Raw genomic sequence first — 14980 nt, forward strand, 5'->3', positions numbered from 1 at the left:
CCGTCTCCGTCCCGGCTCCGACACCGGCGGGAAAGCCCCGTCCGGCCGTCATTCCATACTTTTAGTTTCGAAATAAGCGACTTCGGCTGATCTTATCAAACCTTTCCTGCGTCCCTAAAGTGTTCCCAACAGACCGATTCGCAAGATCCGCACATTCAAGGAGACATTCATGGCCAAGATGAGAGCCGTCGACGCAGCCGTACTCGTGCTCGAGAAGGAAGGCATCCAGACCGCATTCGGCGTGCCGGGCGCGGCAATCAACCCGTTCTATTCCGCGATGCGCAAGTCGGGCGGCATCAGCCACGTGCTGGCCCGCCACGTCGAGGGTGCGTCGCACATGGCCGAAGGCTTCACGCGCGCCGCGCCGGGCAACATCGGCGTGTGCATTGGCACGTCGGGCCCCGCCGGCACCGACATGATCACCGGCCTCTACTCCGCGTCGGCCGACTCGATTCCGATCCTCGCGATCACGGGCCAGGCGCCGCGTGCGCGCCTGTACAAGGAAGACTTCCAGGCCGTCGACATCGAGTCGATCGCGAAGCCCGTCACCAAATGGGCCGTCACCGTGCGCGAACCCGCGCTGGTGCCGCGCGTGTTCCAGCAGGCGTTCCATCTGATGCGCTCGGGCCGCCCGGGCCCGGTGCTGGTCGACCTGCCGATCGACGTGCAGCTCGCCGAGATCGAATTCGACATCGACACGTACGAACCGCTGCCGGTCTACAAGCCCGCGGCGACCCGCGCGCAGATCGAGAAAGCGCTCGCGATGCTCAACGACGCGGACAAGCCGCTGATCGTGTCGGGCGGCGGCGTGCTCAACGCGGCGGCCGAAGACCTGCTCGTCCAGTTCGCCGAAACGATCGGCGTGCCCGTGATCCCGACGCTGATGTCGTGGGGCGCGATTCCGGACGACCACCCGCTGATGGCCGGCATGGTCGGCCTGCAGACGTCGCATCGCTACGGCAACGCGACGATGCTCGCGTCCGACTTCGTGCTCGGCATCGGCAACCGCTGGGCGAACCGCCACACGGGCAGCATCGAGGTCTACACGAAGGGCCGCAAGTTCGTGCACGTCGACATCGAGCCGACCCAGATCGGCCGCGTGTTCGGCCCGGATCTCGGCATCGTGTCGGATGCGAAGGCCGCGCTGGAGCTGTTCGTCGCCGTCGCGCAGGAATGGAAGGCCGCCGGCAAGCTGAAGGATCGCGGCGCGTGGGTGTCCGAGTGCCAGGAACGCAAGCGCACGCTGCAGCGCAAGACCCACTTCGACAACGTGCCGGTCAAGCCGCAGCGCGTGTACGAAGAAATGAACAAGGTGTTCGGCCGCGACACGTGCTACGTGAGCACGATCGGCCTGTCGCAGATCGCCGCCGCGCAGTTCCTGCACGTGTTCAAGGCGCGCAACTGGATCAACTGCGGCCAGGCCGGCCCGCTCGGCTGGACGATCCCCGCCGCGCTCGGCGTGCGTGCGGCCGACCCGCGCCGTCCGATCGTCGCGCTGTCGGGCGACTACGACTTCCAGTTCATGATCGAGGAGCTGGCCGCCGGCGCGCAATTCAAGCTGCCGTACGTGCACGTCGTCGTGAACAACTCGTACCTCGGCCTGATTCGCCAGGCGCAGCGCGCGTTCGACATGGACTACTGCGTGCAGCTCGCGTTCGACAACGTCAACGCACCGGAGCTGAACGGCTATGGCGTCGACCACGTGGCGGTCGCCGAAGGCCTCGGCTGCAAGGCGCTGCGCGTGTTCAAGCCGGAAGAGATCGAGCCGGCGCTGAAGCAGGCGCAGGCGCTCGCGGAAGAGTTCAGCGTGCCGGTCGTCGTCGAAGTGATCCTCGAGCGCGTGACGAACATCTCGATGGGCACCGAAATCGATGCGATCAACGAATTCGAGGAACTCGCCGAGAAGGCCGAACACGCGCCGACCGCGATCTCGATGCTCGACTGATCCGCACGACATTTTTTGACTGACCGACCGAAGAGGCTTAGCTCATGCCGAAGTTTGCTGCAAACCTGACCATGCTGTTCAACGAAGTGCCGTTCCTCGACCGCTTCAAGGCGGCCGCGGACGCGGGCTTCGACGCCGTCGAGTTCCTGTTCCCGTACCCGTACGCGAAAGAGGAACTCGCCGAACGGCTCGAGACGCACCGCCTGCGCCTCGTGCTGCACAACCTGCCCGCCGGCAACTGGGACCAGGGCGAGCGCGGCATCGCGTGCCTGCCCGATCGCGTCGGCGAGTTCCAGGAAGGGGTTGGCCGTGCGATCGAGTACGCGAAGGCGCTGAAGGTGCCGCAGCTGAACTGCCTCGTCGGCATTCCGTCGGCGAGCACGGCGCGCGACAAGACGTTCGTCACGATCGTCGACAACCTGCGCTTCGCCGCCGACGCGCTGAAGCGCGAAGGCATCCGTCTGCTGGTCGAGCCGTGCAACAGCTTCGACATCCCCGGTTTCGCGCTGAACCGCTCGTCCGAAGGGCTCGACGTGATCCGCGCGGTCGGCTCGGACAACCTGTTCCTGCAGTACGACATCTATCACATGCAGCGCATGGAAGGCGAACTGGCCGCGACGATCGAACGCAACCTCGCATCGATCGGCCACGTCCAGCTCGCGGACAACCCGGGCCGCAATGAGCCGGGTACGGGCGAGATCAATTACGCGTTCCTGTTCGCGCTGCTCGACCGGCTCGGCTACGCCGGCTACGTCGGCTGCGAATACAAGCCCCGCACCACCACGACGGAAGGGCTCGGCTGGCTGCAAAGCGTCGCCGGCTGCGCACCGGGCTCGGCGCGTCGCGCCGCCTGAGATCCGCCCTTCCCGCGGCTTTCCCACATACGCCCCCATAGGAGACTTTCACACATGGCAACCATCGGTTTCATCGGCCTCGGCATCATGGGCGCGCACATGGCGCGCAACCTGCTCAAGGGCGATCATCAGCTCGTCGTGAACGGTGCGTTCCCGATTCCCGACGACCTGCGCGCCAGCGCGAAGGTCGTCGCGAACTCGACCGAAGTCGCGCAGAACGCCGACATCATCATCTCGATGGTGCCGGACACGCCCGACGTGCGTAACGTGCTGTTCGCCGACGACGGCGTCGCGAAGGGCCTGACGGCCGGCAAGCTCGTGATCGACATGAGCTCGATCTCGCCGCTCGACACGCAGGAATTCGCGAAGCAGATCAACGCGCTCGGCTGCGACTACCTCGACGCGCCGGTGTCCGGCGGCGAAGTCGGCGCCCGCGAAGCGACGCTGACGATCATGGTCGGCGGCCCGGAGAAAGCCTTCGAGCGCGCGAAGCCGCTGTTCGAGAAGATGGGCAAGAACATCACGCTCGTCGGCGACAACGGCGCGGGCCAGACCTGCAAGGTCGCGAACCAGATCATCGTCGCGCTGAACATCGAAGCGGTCGGCGAAGCGCTGCTGTTCGCCGCACGCTCGGGCGCCGATCCGGAGCGCGTGCGCCAGGCGCTGATGGGCGGCTTCGCCGCCTCGCGCATCCTCGAAGTGCACGGCGCGCGCATGACGAAGCGCACGTTCGATCCGGGTTTCCGCATCGAGCTGCATCAGAAGGACCTGAATCTTGCGCTCGACGGCGCACGCAAGCTCGGCCTCGCACTGCCGCACACGGCGAGCGCGCAGCAGCTGTTCAGCGTGTGCGCATCGCACGGCGGCAAGGCGTGGGATCACTCGGCACTCGTGCGTGCGCTCGAGATCATGTCGAACTTCGAGATCGGCCAGACGCCGGCCGCGTAACGCCGACGCAACGACGCGCGTATCGCTGCAACGGCGAACGCGCGACGCACACACGCGATCCGGCTGCGGCCGGTCGCATCGATGCGCGCCTGCGCGTGCATCACGGTGGGGCGCCCCGCCGCGCATTGCTGAAATGCGTGCACGGCGGGGCGAAAAACGCTGCTCTGGGCTGAGAGCGGCGTGGTGGGGTCCGCAGCGGCACCCGGCGACGCCGGGGAAGCCTTGGTCGGTCAGACGTCGTCGTCGGGTGTCCGCCTGTCGGATTTCGCGTATTACATTTCTTTACGTTCGGGCGTGCGATTTTTCATGCAATCGTCGCGATGAACGCCTACACTTTCGCCACGCCTTTCGAGAAATCCGCCGCGCCTGCGCTCACTCCGGTGATCGCACCCAGCGCGGTGTTTTTTTCGCCACTTCACGGCGCGTTTTCTTTTCAACCACCTAGGGAGTGCAGCGATGGGTCTTCTTTCGTTTATCAAAGAGGCGGGTGAAAAACTGCTGGGTCACGCCGATGCGCAAGCAGCGGAAGATCCGAATGCCGCGAACCAGACCGCGGCCGATGCGATCAAGAACTACATCAACACGCAAGGTCTCGACACGTCGAACCTGACCGTCGCGTTCGACGGCGCATCGCGCACCGTCACGCTGTCGGGCAGCGTCGCCGACCTCGACACGAAGGCGAAGGTCAAGGTCGCGGCCGGCAACGTGCAAGGCGTCGCGGGCGTCAACGACGACGATCTGCAGCCGGACGATCCGGAAGTTCAGTACCACGACGTGAAGCCGGGCGACACGCTGTCGGCGATCGCCAAGGAAGTGTACGGCGACGCGAACAAGTACCCGGCGATCTTCGAGGCGAACAAGCCGATGCTGTCGAGCCCGGACCGGATCTATCCGGGCCAGAAGCTCGTGATTCCGCCGCAGTCCTGAGCATTCGCGCAGCACTGACGCAAAAAAGGCAGGCCGATGGCCTGCCTTTTTTTCATGCGCGCCGCCCGATCGGCGGCCAGCGGTCACAGCGTGTCGAATGCGCGTTGCAGCGCGTCGCGTCCGTGCATGCCGTTCGCGAGCGCGAGCATCAGCAGCACGCGTGCCTTGAACGGGCTCAGCGACCCGGCGCTCACGAAACCGAGCGCGTCGTCGTTCGCGGCGCCGTTGCGCATCACGTGCCCCGAGCCGACGCGCGACGCACGCACCACGGCGACACCCGCTTTCGCCGCATCGGCGAGCGCCGCCTGCAGCGTCGCGTGGATCGACCCGTTGCCGGTGCCCGCGACGACGAGGCCGCGCACGCCGGCCGCGACGAGCGCGTCGACGGCCGTGCGCGTCACGCCCGCATAGCTCGCGACAACTTCGACCGGCGGCCACGTGGCCGCGATCGCCAGATGCGCATCGCGCGAACGCGTCATGCGGCGCGCGAATTCGACGCGGCCGTCCTGCACCCAGCCGAGCGCGCCCAGTTCCGGCGACTGGAATGCGTCGACCGCGTAAGTGCTCGTCTTCACGACGTCGCGCGCGCCGTGGATCCGGTTGTTGAACGCGACGAGCACGCCCTGCCCGCGCGCGGCCGGGTGAGCGGCGACCGTCACCGCGTTCAGCAGGTTCAGCGGCCCGTCGGACGACAGTGCGGTGGCCGGCCGCATCGCGGCCGTCAGCACGACCGGCTTGTCGCCGGTCACGACCAGATGCAGCGCGTACGCGGTCTCCTCGAGCGTGTCGGTACCGTGGGTGATCACGATGCCGTCGATCGCCGGATCGGCCATCAGCGCGTCGATGCGCGCGGCGAGCGTATTCCACAGCGGCAGCGCGAGATCCTTGCTGTCGATGCTGGCGACCTGCTCGGCATCGATGCGCGCGACCGACGCGAGCGCCGGCACCGCGTCGAGCAGGAAATTGACGCCGAGCGCGCCGGCCTGATAGCCGGCCGTGCTGGCGGCGTCCGGCGCGGCGCCGGCGATCGTGCCGCCGGTGGCGAGTACGGCGATGCGCGGCAGCGCCGGCGCGGACGAAGAAGTTGCGGAGTTCGGAGTATTCATGGCCGCGATTGTAATGGCTCGCGGCGGGCATCCGATAGGTCACGTGCGCGCGACCGGAGCCGAACGCGTCGCGTCATGGTTTGTCCCGATCGCCGGCGCGCGCGCGCCGTCAACGGCCACGCCGCCCGCCGCGTTATAGGAATGCCGTTTTGGTGTTTTCACATTGATTTGCCATAATCGGAGCGCGCGGCGCGATGTGACCCTGTTCCGTTGCACCGGGCTTCGTGACGGCGTCGATATAAAACGCAATTCACCCCATGGGAGTGTCGAAATGAAAATCCAATCGCTCGTAGCCGCAGTGCTTCTCGGCGGCATGCTGGCTTCCCCCGCTTTCGCGGCGAACAGCCAGCAGGACAAGATGAAGGCCTGTAACACCCAGGCCGCCGGCAAGACGGGCGACGAACGCAAGGCGTTCATGAAGGACTGCCTGTCGGCCAAGCCCGCGAAGAAGATGTCGCAGCAGGAAAAGATGAAGGCCTGCAACACCCAGGCCGCCGACAAGAAGGGCGACGACCGCAAGGCGTTCATGAAGAGTTGCCTGAGCAGCCAGCCGGCCGCCTGAGTTCCGGCGCTCCCGCGCGAATGCCGCGCACCGCTTCGGCGGGCGCGGCATTTTTCTTTTCGTTGCACGCGCATCGACGCGCGCGATGACGCCGGATGCGTCGCCGTGCCGTCCGGCCGACGGCATCGCCGCCGTCGCCATATGCTCCACCGCCCTCCCGCCGCAGCCCCGCGCGCGCCGTGCGAATGCCGCCACATGGTGCGGCAATTCGCCGCGATTTCTTCTATGATGGCTGCAACGCGGCCCACCCAAGTACAAGAAGCGCCATCGGGCCGCCCTCGAGACGGACGCGCACACCGCGTCAAACGGAGGCATGGATGGCATGGAGACAACACCGCTGGTTCCGCCGCTGGCTGATCGTGATCGTGTTCTGGGCCGTGCCCGTCGCGATTGTCGCCGTGCGCGAGATCCGCGAGGAAATGGCGTACAACAAGGCCGACCTGCAGCTCGCGCTGACCACCTGGCAGCTCACCGATGCACAGCAGGCGGCAGGCGCCGCCGCGAAGTGCCACGGCGACCCTGACGCGGCGCGCGCCGCCGGCTGCCCGGCCGACGTGCTGGCCGCCAACGCGGCACGCCAGCAGGCGGCCCGGGACGAATACGTGGTGCGCCGCAATACGCTCGCCGGTTATCTGTGGCACGCATTCGTCGGCTACTGGGTCGTGCCGGCCGCGTTCCTGTTCGCGTGCGGGGTCGTGATCGCGCTGATCCGCCGCGCGCTGCGGCGCCCGCCGATCAAGCCGCCCGCCCCGCCGGCACCGCCCGTCACGCCGCACTGACGCGCAGCAACGCCCCCCTTCCCTTTTCCTGCCGTCCCGGCCGGCCGCGCGACGTATCGCCGTACGCGCGCCGGTCCGTCCGTTGGCGCGCCGCGACACCCCAAAACGATTTGACGCCTTTTCATGCGCGAATGAAAAGGGGTTGTAATCCACTGTGATATAACTGCCGACGTGATCCGCTCCTTGAGCGAGACTCACTCCGAACATCACCCGATGGAGAAGAACGATGCAAAAACGGAACCTTGTGCTGAAAGCCGCCGCTGCGCTCATCGTCGGCAGCCTTGCGCTCACCGGTTGCACCACCACCCCCGACAAGCCCGACAATGCCGCGACCAACGCGTCGAAGCGTCAGGCGATCGACTCGAGCGTCGATGCAACGCTGTCGCGCATGTATTCCACGGTCAAGGGTTCGCGCGAACTCGTCGCGAAGTCGCGCGGCGTGCTCGTGTTCCCGGACGTGATCCAGGCAGGCTTCATCGTCGGCGGCCAGACGGGCAACGGCGCGCTGCGCGTCGGCGGCAGCACGGTCGGCTACTACAACACGTCGTCGCTGTCGGTCGGCCTGCAGGCCGGCGCGCAGTCGAAGGCGATCGTGTTCCTGTTCATGACGCAGGAAGCGCTCGACGAGTTCCGCGGCTCGGACGGCTGGGCAGCCGGCGCCGGTGCATCGGTCGCGCTCGTGAAGATGGGCGCGAACGGCGCGGTCGACACGACCACGGCCACCGCGCCGGTCCAGGTCATCGTGCTGACCAATGCCGGCCTGATGGGCGACGTGTCGATCAACGGCACGAAGGTCACGAAGCTGAAGATCTGACGCCGAGGCGTCCTCGCCCGTGCGCACCGCGCGCGGACGATGTACAAACGGCGATGTCCTTGCGGGCATCGCCGTTTTTTTATCCGCGCGCGTGACGCGTCAGGTCGTCGAATCGATCACCTTGAAGCGCGAGCGCTTCTGCGCGCGAATCAGCGACTGGTACACGTCGACATACTGCTGCGCCATCCGCCGCGACGTGAAGCGCTCCTCGAAGCGCTGCCGCACGCGTGCGCGCGGCAGCAGGTGCAGCCGGTTCACGGCGGCCACCGCGCTGATTTCGTCTTCGACGATGAAGCCCGACACGCCTTCGTCCAGCACTTCCGGCACCGCGCCGCGATTGAACGCGATCACCGGCGTGCCACACGACATCGCCTCGATCATCACCAGACCGAACGGCTCCGGCCAGTCGATCGGAAACAGCAGCGCATGCGCGCCCGACAGGAATTCGGCCTTCTGGTGGTCGGCGATCTCGCCGATGTATTCGACGTGCGGGAGGGCGAACAGCGGCTTGATCTCGCGTTCGAAGTATTCCTGGTCCGCCGCGTCGATCTTCGCTGCGATCCGGATCGGCAGCCCGCACTGGCGTGCGATGCGGATCGCCGTGTCGACCCGCTTCTCCGGCGAGATGCGGCCGAGGAACGCGAGATAGCGCGGCTCGACGGGCTGCGGCAGGTACAGTGCGTCGGGCAGCCCGTGGTACACGGTCGTCAGCCATTTCGCCTGCGGCAGCGGCTGGCGCTGCGAATTCGAGATCGAGATCACCGGCGCGGTGTTGAACGTGTCGAACACCGGTTGCTGCTCCGGCAGGTCGAGCCGGCCGTGCAGCGTCGTCACGTACGGCGTGTCCTGCCGGTTGAAAACCGAAAACGAGTAGTAGTCCATGTGGAAATGGAGCACGTCGAAATCCTTCGCGCGGCGCGCGACCGTCTCCATCAGCAGCATGTGCGGGGCGACGCGATCGCGGATCGACGAGTCGAGCCGCAACGCGCGCGGCCACACCGGTTCGAGCCTGGCCCGGGTCGTCGAATCGCCGCTGGCGAACAGCGTCACGTCATGGCCGAGGTCGACGAGCGCCTCGGTGATGTAGGACACGACGCGTTCCGTGCCGCCGTACAGCTTCGGCGGCACGGATTCGGTCAGCGGGGCGATCTGGGCAATTCTCATGGTCCACGTCTCCTGTGTCCTCGGTCGGCCGGCACGGGGGGCAGATGCACGCCGCGCTGCGTGCGGCATGCGGCCGGCATCGCGCCGGCCGAATATCTCATTATTATTCGCGATCCCGATGCCCGGAAGCATCGGGCTTTCATTTTATGGGCGTTGTTACAGACAGGATACATTCGCCCGCAGGCCGCCCATACCGCTTCGGGGCGGCCGGGCCGGCGCGGCGGGCATCCGGCGGCGACCGTCCGACGGCCTGTCGCCGGCGGGCCGCGCACACTGCCCCGCCCGTCAGCGCGACGGCCACTTCCACGGCGGCAGGTCGCGCGTATCCGCGTCGACGAGCACGGTCGCGCCGAGCTGCTTGTCGAGCACCAGCGACTCGCAGCCGGCCTCGCGTTCGAGCGTCGCGATGAGCCGCGCCGCGTGCGACACGACCAGCACCTGCGAACGTTGCGCGGCCTGCGCGATCAGGCGGCCGAGCGCCGGCAGCAGATCGGGGTGCAGGCTCGTCTCCGGTTCGTTCAGCACCATCAGCGCGGGCGGCCGCGGCGTCAGCAGCGCGGCCGCGAGCAGCAGATAGCGCAGCGTGCCGTCCGACAGCTCGGCGGCCGACAATGGCCGAAGCAGCCCCGGCTGGCGCATCAGCACGTCGAAGCGGCCGCGGCCGCCCGGATTGTCGATGTCGATCGAGGCGCCGGGAAACGCATCGTCGATCGCCGCATCGAGCGCGGCGGCATCCCCGATTTCGCGAATCGTCTGCAGCGCCGCGGCCAGGTCGGCGCCATCGTCCGCGAGCACCGGCGTGTGGGTGCCGATGTGCGACTGCCGGGCCGGCGCCTGCGCATCGGTGCGGAAATGGTCGTAGAAGCGCCACGACCGGATCCGCTCGCGCACCGCGATCATCTCCGGCGCGCCGACCGGATCGGCGAACTCGGTCATCATGCTGTCGAAGCTCGCGACCGGCTGCGGCACCGTGCGCCAGTCGCCCGACGCGGTGCGCGCGCGAATCTGCGCGCCCTGCCGGTCGACCAGCAGCGTCGACGGGCGCAGCAGCGCGCCGCCCCAGATGCATTCGCGCTTCACGACGGGATCGAGCGAGAACTGCGAACGGCTCGGGACCGGCAGGCCGAGATCGATCGCATAACCGAAATCGTCGCCCGCGAAACCGAGCTTGAGGCTCACGGGTCCGTTGCGCACCGTCCCGGTCACCGGCATTTCGCCGCTCAGCATGGCGCGCGAAAAGCGCTCGGGACCGGCCCACAGCGTCGACGGCAGCCCGCCTTCGCGCGCGAGCGACGGAATCACGCGCCCCTGCGCCGTATCGGCGAGCAGCCGCAGCGCGCGGTACACGCTCGACTTGCCGCTGCCGTTCGGCCCCGTGACGACGGTGAGCGCCGCGAGCGGCACGATCAGCTCGCGCAGCGAGCGGTAGTTGGCGATGGCGAGCGTGTTCAGCGCGGTCATGGAAAGGAAATGGCGGCGGGTGTCGGCACGCGTTCAGCGGCCTTCGGTGGCCTTCGGATCGGCCGCGGTGTTGGCCGCCGTGCTGGCGGCGGGCGGGCGCGCATGCGGCCGTTCGGGGTTCGGCTCGTCCAGCGCCGCATCGTGCGGATACAGCTCCATCCGGCTGCGCGGCAGGCATTGCGGAAAACGCGCCTGCAGGTAGGCGATCAAGCCCTCGCGCACGCGACAGCGCAGATCCCAGCACGCCGACGAGTCGGCCGCGCTGACGAGCGCGCGCAACTGCATCGTGCGCTCGGTCGCGTCGGTCACCTGCAGCACCTGCACGCGGCCGTCCCACTCGGGCGCCGCATGGACGAGCCGCGCGAGCTCCTCGCGCAGCGGCGCGAGCGGCGTGCGGTAGTCGACCGACAGGTACACCGTGCCGATGATCTCCGAGCTGCTGCGCGTCCAGTTCGTGAACGGGTTTTCGATGATCCACTGCAGCGGAACGACGAGCCGGCGCTGGTCCCACAGCCGCACCGACACGAACGAGCCCGTGATTTCCTCGATGCGGCCCCACTCGCCCTGGATCACGACGACGTCATCGAGCCGGATCGGCTGCGTGAGCGCGATCTGCAGCCCGGCGATCAGGTTGCCGAGCACCGGCCGCGCGGCGATGCCGGCAACCAGCCCCGCGACGCCGGCCGACGCCAGCAGGCTCGCGCCGACCTGGCGCACGTTCGGGAACGTCATCAGCGCGGCGCCGGTGCCGATGATCACGATCAGCACCATGACGGTCCGCACGAGCACCTTGGCCTGCGTGTGGACGCGTCGTGCGTGGAGATTGTCGGCCGCGTCCATCGGATGGGCCTGGATGATCGCGTCGCCGACGCCGGCCGCGAGCCGCACCAGCAGCCAGGTCAGCGACACGATGGAGCCGACCGCGGCCGCGGTGCGCATCCCGCCCACGAACGACATGCCTTCGTCCGCCTGGATCCACAGGAACTCGAGCGCGAGCAGCGCGAGCGTGACGAGCGACGGTTTGTCGATGTAGCGCAGGATCACGCTCATCAACGGATACGGTTGCGCGATGCGCTTGACGATGCGTGCGCCGACACGGTGCACGATCACGACGACAAGCACGACGATGACCGACACGCCCAGCGTGCCGAGCCACGCATGCAATGGCGCATCGGCGATGCGCTGCAATTCCTCGATTGAAATCATCGGCGCCCGGGATGCTTCGGTTATGAGGCGCGGCGGCCTCGTCCTGGATGCGTCGGCGACGTCCGGGCAACGCGCGCCCGGCCGCGGCGTCAGATCAGCTGCCGCCCCTGCACGGGAACGCCTTGCCGAGACCGAGCGACACCGCGGTGCTCGCGTTGTAGTCGGCCAGCTTCGGGTTCTCCGCGATGTACTTGCGCACCGCGTCGGTCATCTGCTGCGCCCGGATGTCGGGCGGCAGGCAGAAATACTGCCCGACGCGCGGCCCCGTGGTGCCGCCGATCGCGTCGATCGTGTTGTAGACGCCATCGGCGGCGCCTTCGATGTAGGCCGCGCACGACGCCCGCGACTTGACGTCCGTCTTCGCGCACAGCCGGTCGAGATCCGCGCCCGTGAAAGCCGCCGCCGACAACGGCACGGCGAACGCCGCGGCACAAAACATAGCCCGCAACATGGTGTTCCTTATGTCAATGCGGCCCGGGGGCCGCTTGCTGCGCTGACCGGCGCGGCGGCCGGACGCCCACGGACGGCCGGATTCCGGCCGTCCGGGCGCTGCGCCACCGCGCCGAAACCGTCATTTTGCACTCTTTTGGGCATCTGCCGGCGCCGACGCACCGATGCGCACCGTCCGCTTGCTCAGGATGTCGATCGCGTCCGGCGCCTTGTAGTGCTTCGCGAACTCGAGCGCGGTGATGCCGAGCTGGTTCTTCACCTGCGGATCGGCACCCTGGTCGAGCAGCAGGTTGACCGTCGTCGCGTGGTTCCCGCGCGCGGCCATCATCAGCGGCGTCGTGCCGTTCGGCGATGCAGTGTCGATATACGCGTCGTGGTCGAGCAGGATCTTGACGACCTCGTCCTGGCCGTTGGTCGCCGCGTAGTGCAGCGGTGCCCAGCCCTTCTTGCTGACTTCCGCGCCCTTGTCGATCAGCAGCTTGACGAGCCCGACGTCGCCGTTCAGCGATGCGAGCATCAGCGCGTTCTCGCCGGCCTTGTCTTCCTTCTCCAGGTCGACGTTCGGCGTCGTGGCGATCGCGGCGGCAACCTTGTCGGACTTCTCGCGCGCGGCGATCACGAGGATCGGGTCGCCGTTCGGCGCGAGCGTGTTCGGATCGAGCTTGCCGCTCTTGAGCTGCTTGCCGATGTCGGCGATGTCGTCGAACTTGACCGCCTTGACGATCGCGTCGAGCGACTCGGCATGCGCGCCGGCGGCGGCGAAGAGGCCGCTCGCGACGAGCGCGGCGGCGACGAGTGCGCGCTTGGGCAGATATGTGGTCGGCTTCGTCATTGTTGTGGGCTCCTTCCCTGGGTTGTCGGCTGGCCGCGCGTCGTTAGCGGGCGATCTTGAACAGCCGGAAAAAGTTCTGTGTCGTCGCATCGGCGAGCGCCTCGACGGCAATCCCGCGCTCGGATGCGATAAAGCGTCCGACATGGCTGACGTACGCAGGTTCATTCGGCTTGCCGCGATACGGCACCGGCGCGAGGTACGGCGAGTCGGTTTCGATAAGCAGCCGGTCGAGCGGCACGCGCCGCGCGACGTCCTGCACGTCGGTTGCATTCTTGAACGTGACGATCCCCGACAGCGAGATATGGAAGTTCTGCGCGAGCGCCTGCTCGGCGACGGGCCACGGCTCGGTGAAGCAGTGCATCACGCCGCCCGGCACGTCCGCGCGCTCCTCGGCCATGATCCGCAGCGTGTCCTCCGACGACGAGCGCGTATGGACGATCAGCGGCTTCATCGTCGCGGTCGCCGCGCGGATGTGCGTGCGAAAGCGTTCGCGCTGCCACTCCATGTCGGCGATCGAGCGGCCCTCGAGGCGATAGTAGTCGAGGCCCGTCTCGCCGATCGCGACGACCTTCGGGTGCGCGGCCAGCTCGATCAGTTCCGCGAGCGTCGGCTCCCGCGCGTCCTCGTGATCCGGGTGCACGCCGACCGAAGCGTACACGTTGTCGTGCGCCTGCGCGATGGCGAGCACGTCGGGCAGCGTCTCGAAGTCGACCGACACGCACAGCGCGTGCGTGACGTCGTGCTCGCGCATGTTCTCCAGCACGGCAGGCAGGCGGTCGGCGAGACCCTTGAAATTGATGTGGCAGTGAGAATCGACGAACATCGTGGTTCCTGAATACGGTTGGCGGGCGCTCATGCGCTCGCCGGCAATCGTTTCCTCACGCGAAGGAAACAATACGCGCTCACGCGAACATTTCCCGATAACCGAGAAACAGTTCCTCGAATACGAGCCGGGCATTGAGCGGATGGTTCTCGACCGTCCGCTGGCGCGTCACGGCCTTCATGAAGCGCGCGAACGCATTCGCGTCGACGCCTTCCGCGCACCGCGCGAGCGCGGTCGCCTGCATCGGGAAGTAGCGCGGCGCGCCCGCCATCCGCTGCGCGAGCAGATCGTACAGCCAGCGCTGCAGCCAGCCGAGCACCAGCGGCACCGGCAGCTTCTGCAGCGTCTCGCCGCACGCGAACGGATCGCACGCGGCGCCGGCCGCGAGCTGGCCGAGCGTGAAATCGCGCAGCGGGCGGTTCTCGTCGCTCGCGAGCGCCAGCGCGGCGAGCGGCGCGCCGCCGGCCTCGGCGAGCAGCGCGCGCGCATCGTCGATGCCCTGCGCCGCGAGCCACGCCGCGGCCGCGTCGGGCGCCGGCACGGTCATCGGCCACTGCCGGCAGCGGCTGATGATGGTCGGCAGCAGCCGGTCGATGCGCGCCGACACCAGCAGGAACACAACGCCGGACGGCGGCTCCTCCAGCGTCTTCAGCAGCGCGTTCGACGCGGCGACGTTCAGCGCCTCGGCCGGATACAGCACGACGACGCGCGCGCCGCCGCGGTGCGAACCGACCCCGCAGAAGTCGAGCAACGCACGCACCTGCTCGATCTTGATTTCCTTGCTCGGCGTGCGCGTCTTCTTGCCGCCTTCGTCCGCGTCGGCCGGCTTCGCGTCGTCGGTGGCGCCCGGCGCCTCGCCCGCGAGCGCCTCGGGCAGCACGATCCGGTAGTCCGGATGGTTGCCCTGCGCGAACCACGTGCAGGCCGCGCAGGTGCCGCACGGCTCGCCGTTCGGCTGCGGCGCCTCGCACAGGAAGCCCTGCGCGAGATGCTGCGCGAACTGCAGCTTGCCGATCCCGGCCTGGCCGTGCAGCAGCAGCGCATGCGGCCACTGCGCACGCAGTTGCTGCAGGCGGTTCCAGTCGTCGGTCTGCCACGGATAGATCATG

Annotated in this window: 15 protein-coding genes; 7 read left to right on the forward strand and 8 right to left on the reverse strand. The window is 67.8% G+C overall.

The genetic code is table 11. The features are described from left to right. The first annotated feature begins 169 nt into the window (after positions 1 to 169). From gcl to lysM, 4 genes are all read left to right on the forward strand, one after another. Positions 170 to 1945: a glyoxylate carboligase gene (gene gcl / locus WS46_RS31695; RefSeq protein WP_059693294.1), complete on the forward strand. Its 1776-nt coding sequence runs from the start codon at positions 170 to 172 to the stop codon at positions 1943 to 1945. A 44-nt stretch (positions 1946 to 1989) separates the two neighbouring features. Continuing rightward, positions 1990 to 2799, forward strand: coding sequence for a hydroxypyruvate isomerase (gene hyi / locus WS46_RS31700; RefSeq protein WP_011657073.1), 810 nt, complete (start codon positions 1990 to 1992; stop codon positions 2797 to 2799). A 54-nt stretch (positions 2800 to 2853) separates the two neighbouring features. After that, positions 2854 to 3747, forward strand: coding sequence for a 2-hydroxy-3-oxopropionate reductase (locus tag WS46_RS31705; RefSeq protein ID WP_059693297.1), 894 nt, complete (start codon positions 2854 to 2856; stop codon positions 3745 to 3747). A 456-nt stretch (positions 3748 to 4203) separates the two neighbouring features. Then, positions 4204 to 4674, forward strand: coding sequence for a peptidoglycan-binding protein LysM (gene lysM, locus WS46_RS31710; protein ID WP_021162125.1), 471 nt, complete (start codon positions 4204 to 4206; stop codon positions 4672 to 4674). An 83-nt stretch (positions 4675 to 4757) separates the two neighbouring features. Here lysM and WS46_RS31715 read toward each other — a convergent pair whose 3' ends face one another. Then, positions 4758 to 5780, reverse strand: coding sequence for an asparaginase (locus tag WS46_RS31715; RefSeq protein ID WP_059693300.1), 1023 nt, complete (start codon positions 5778 to 5780; stop codon positions 4758 to 4760). 271 nt (positions 5781 to 6051) lie between these two features. On the opposite strand from WS46_RS31715, the gene WS46_RS31720 reads away from it, so the two are divergent. From WS46_RS31720 to WS46_RS31730, 3 genes are all read left to right on the forward strand, one after another. Further along, positions 6052 to 6342, forward strand: a complete 291-nt coding sequence (locus WS46_RS31720) for a PsiF family protein (RefSeq protein WP_044843641.1) — start codon at positions 6052 to 6054, stop codon at positions 6340 to 6342. 317 nt (positions 6343 to 6659) lie between these two features. Beyond that, positions 6660 to 7121: a hypothetical protein gene (locus WS46_RS31725; RefSeq protein WP_059464355.1), complete on the forward strand. Its 462-nt coding sequence runs from the start codon at positions 6660 to 6662 to the stop codon at positions 7119 to 7121. Positions 7122 to 7347: 226 nt separating this feature from the next. After that, positions 7348 to 7935 (forward strand): YSC84-related protein, encoded by a 588-nt coding sequence (locus WS46_RS31730; protein ID WP_059449922.1) that lies wholly within the window; start codon positions 7348 to 7350, stop codon positions 7933 to 7935. A 99-nt stretch (positions 7936 to 8034) separates the two neighbouring features. Here the strand turns inward: WS46_RS31730 and WS46_RS31735 are convergent, their stop codons facing one another. From WS46_RS31735 to WS46_RS31765, 7 genes are all read right to left on the reverse strand, one after another. Next, positions 8035 to 9099: a glycosyltransferase family 4 protein gene (locus tag WS46_RS31735; protein ID WP_059529776.1), complete on the reverse strand. Its 1065-nt coding sequence runs from the start codon at positions 9097 to 9099 to the stop codon at positions 8035 to 8037. Positions 9100 to 9384: 285 nt separating this feature from the next. Continuing rightward, a complete protein-coding gene (locus tag WS46_RS31740; RefSeq protein ID WP_059693302.1) occupies positions 9385 to 10560 on the reverse strand; it encodes an AAA family ATPase in 1176 nt (391 codons plus the stop codon). Positions 10561 to 10593: 33 nt separating this feature from the next. Further along, positions 10594 to 11766 carry a mechanosensitive ion channel family protein gene (locus tag WS46_RS31745; RefSeq protein ID WP_059529770.1) on the reverse strand — a complete coding sequence of 391 codons (1173 nt, stop codon included), beginning with the start codon at positions 11764 to 11766 and terminating at the stop codon, positions 10594 to 10596. 94 nt (positions 11767 to 11860) lie between these two features. Beyond that, positions 11861 to 12217: a Rap1a/Tai family immunity protein gene (locus tag WS46_RS31750; RefSeq protein ID WP_006755340.1), complete on the reverse strand. Its 357-nt coding sequence runs from the start codon at positions 12215 to 12217 to the stop codon at positions 11861 to 11863. 120 nt (positions 12218 to 12337) lie between these two features. Then, positions 12338 to 13048 carry an ankyrin repeat domain-containing protein gene (locus WS46_RS31755; RefSeq protein WP_059529767.1) on the reverse strand — a complete coding sequence of 237 codons (711 nt, stop codon included), beginning with the start codon at positions 13046 to 13048 and terminating at the stop codon, positions 12338 to 12340. 43 nt (positions 13049 to 13091) lie between these two features. Further along, the gene (locus WS46_RS31760; RefSeq protein WP_059529764.1) at positions 13092 to 13871 is read right to left on the reverse strand and encodes a TatD family hydrolase; all 780 of its coding nucleotides are present in this window, start codon (positions 13869 to 13871) and stop codon (positions 13092 to 13094) included. A gap of 79 nt (positions 13872 to 13950) precedes the next feature. After that, positions 13951 to 14979 carry a DNA polymerase III subunit delta' gene (locus tag WS46_RS31765; RefSeq protein ID WP_059693305.1) on the reverse strand — a complete coding sequence of 343 codons (1029 nt, stop codon included), beginning with the start codon at positions 14977 to 14979 and terminating at the stop codon, positions 13951 to 13953. Position 14980: the final 1 nt, after the last annotated feature.

This window comes from Burkholderia sp. RF4-BP95 (genome assembly GCF_001521985.1).
GTDB lineage: Bacteria > Pseudomonadota > Gammaproteobacteria > Burkholderiales > Burkholderiaceae > Burkholderia > Burkholderia diffusa.

What these genes read in the sequence shown, in the direction of transcription:
- WS46_RS31745 (WP_059529770.1), bottom strand. Translation starts at nt 11,766, where the DNA reads ATGATTTCAATCGAGGAATTGCAGCGCATCGCCGATGCGCCATTGCAT.
- WS46_RS31755 (WP_059529767.1), bottom strand. Translation starts at nt 13,048, where the DNA reads ATGACGAAGCCGACCACATATCTGCCCAAGCGCGCACTCGTCGCCGCC.
- lysM (WP_021162125.1), top strand. Translation starts at nt 4,204, where the DNA reads ATGGGTCTTCTTTCGTTTATCAAAGAGGCGGGTGAAAAACTGCTGGGT.
- WS46_RS31735 (WP_059529776.1), bottom strand. Translation starts at nt 9,099, where the DNA reads ATGAGAATTGCCCAGATCGCCCCGCTGACCGAATCCGTGCCGCCGAAG.
- WS46_RS31750 (WP_006755340.1), bottom strand. Translation starts at nt 12,217, where the DNA reads ATGTTGCGGGCTATGTTTTGTGCCGCGGCGTTCGCCGTGCCGTTGTCG.
- WS46_RS31730 (WP_059449922.1), top strand. Translation starts at nt 7,348, where the DNA reads ATGCAAAAACGGAACCTTGTGCTGAAAGCCGCCGCTGCGCTCATCGTC.
- hyi (WP_011657073.1), top strand. Translation starts at nt 1,990, where the DNA reads ATGCCGAAGTTTGCTGCAAACCTGACCATGCTGTTCAACGAAGTGCCG.
- WS46_RS31705 (WP_059693297.1), top strand. Translation starts at nt 2,854, where the DNA reads ATGGCAACCATCGGTTTCATCGGCCTCGGCATCATGGGCGCGCACATG.
- WS46_RS31740 (WP_059693302.1), bottom strand. Translation starts at nt 10,560, where the DNA reads ATGACCGCGCTGAACACGCTCGCCATCGCCAACTACCGCTCGCTGCGC.
- WS46_RS31720 (WP_044843641.1), top strand. Translation starts at nt 6,052, where the DNA reads ATGAAAATCCAATCGCTCGTAGCCGCAGTGCTTCTCGGCGGCATGCTG.
- gcl (WP_059693294.1), top strand. Translation starts at nt 170, where the DNA reads ATGGCCAAGATGAGAGCCGTCGACGCAGCCGTACTCGTGCTCGAGAAG.
- WS46_RS31765 (WP_059693305.1), bottom strand. Translation starts at nt 14,979, where the DNA reads ATGATCTATCCGTGGCAGACCGACGACTGGAACCGCCTGCAGCAACTG.
- WS46_RS31725 (WP_059464355.1), top strand. Translation starts at nt 6,660, where the DNA reads ATGGCATGGAGACAACACCGCTGGTTCCGCCGCTGGCTGATCGTGATC.
- WS46_RS31760 (WP_059529764.1), bottom strand. Translation starts at nt 13,871, where the DNA reads ATGTTCGTCGATTCTCACTGCCACATCAATTTCAAGGGTCTCGCCGAC.
- WS46_RS31715 (WP_059693300.1), bottom strand. Translation starts at nt 5,780, where the DNA reads ATGAATACTCCGAACTCCGCAACTTCTTCGTCCGCGCCGGCGCTGCCG.